This is a genomic window from Mesorhizobium sp. M1050, assembly GCF_040318715.1.
Lineage (GTDB): Bacteria > Pseudomonadota > Alphaproteobacteria > Rhizobiales > Rhizobiaceae > Mesorhizobium.
Map to the genome: position 1 here is coordinate 1 of NZ_JAMYMV010000168.1, position 1,293 is coordinate 1,293.

1 protein-coding gene is annotated in these 1,293 nt (G+C 59.6%); it reads right to left on the reverse strand.

Annotated features, from left to right (window positions below):
* Positions 1-87: 87 nt before the first annotated feature.
* On the reverse strand, positions 88-1,230 hold the full coding sequence (locus NKH57_RS33700) for an ISNCY family transposase (RefSeq protein ID WP_352950677.1): 1,143 nt from the start codon (positions 1,228-1,230) through the stop codon (positions 88-90).
* Positions 1,231-1,293: the final 63 nt, after the last annotated feature.

Genomic DNA, 1,293 nt, shown 5'->3' on the forward strand with positions numbered 1-1,293 from the left:
TGTCGATAGCGAATTAAGTTGTCCGGTTTAGGTAGCACACGAGTTGTCCGCTGCTTCTGGTTTTGTTCTGCTGGCCGCCGAGCGGGTTCAAGCGGCTTTTTGTGTCTGTACGGCTATTCCATTGTGGTCGTAGCGGCCCAGACAGCGAGGCCCGTGGAAGATTGCATAGGCGCCGTCATGATAGCGGCGCACCTTGACTGTCGCCTTGACGAAATGGGGCCGCAGCGGGCTTTCGGGAATTTGCAGCTTCAGCCGATTGAACGAGACACAATTGTCGTTGCCGACCTGGCGCTCCTCCTGAATGCACAGGATCTCGCCCAGATCGACGCCGGGAATGGCGACGAAGGCTGAGCCTTCCTGTTCGGGCTTGACGGCGAAGCGCTTGTTGTGGGCCGGAATATAAACGTCGCGCAGAAAGCTGTTGGCCTCCTCTATGGTGGCGATCCCGGCCAACGCCAGCTCTTTCGTCAGCCGGTCTTGCAAGGTTTGGAAAACCCGCTCCGAACGACCGCGTGCCTGCGGCGAATAGGCCGCGATATGCTCGACGCCAAGGTGAGCCAACGCGCGACCGACCTGGGTCAGGTTTGTCCTGTCGATTCTTCCACCAGCCTGCGGCGTATAGAAATAGTGGCTGCCTCGATCCGTATAGAGGCTCAACGCCAGACCATGGCCGCCAAACACCTCCTCCAAAGCCCGAAACGTCGAAGCCGTCCCTTCTTCCTCGGTCAGAAAGCCCGAATAGATGGTGTTCGTCGCATCGTCCATCGTGACGATGAGGTCGAGCGCCGGTTGGCCGCCGAGCCAGATATGGCGCGAGCCATCCTGATGCAGCATCATCCCCGGCAAGGGTCGGCGCGGCCGCTTGCGCCGGTGTGCTCCACGCCGGGATGCCTTGGTCAAAAGGCCTTTCGAATGCAGGAACGCCTTCGTCCAGGTGTAACTCCAGCTGAACCGATGATCGCGCACCAGAAGTTCGTGGAAATGCTTGGCCGTGAACCCGCTGTAGCGCGTCCGGTAGAGTGTCTCGACCTCAAACTCCCGGTCCAGCGGAACCCGTTTGCCAGACGCCTTGCCAAGACGCCGGTCCAATAAGCCGGCCTCCCCAGCCTCTTCATACCGGCAGCACCAGCGCCGGAAGGTTCGCTCGCTCAGACCCAGCAACTGCGCAGCCTCCATCTGGTTGAACTCCAAAGCCTCATAGCGGCTCAATACGTCTCGGAACTTGATCATTCGCACACCTTGATTGGCTTCCGACCGGCGCATCCTGACCCCGTTTAAAAGGTCAAGACTTAC

Bases quoted from the DNA above. Each gene is read 5' to 3' on its own strand.
- NKH57_RS33700 (WP_352950677.1), bottom strand. From the start codon at position 1,230: ATGATCAAGTTCCGAGACGTATTGAGCCGCTATGAGGCTTTGGAGTTC.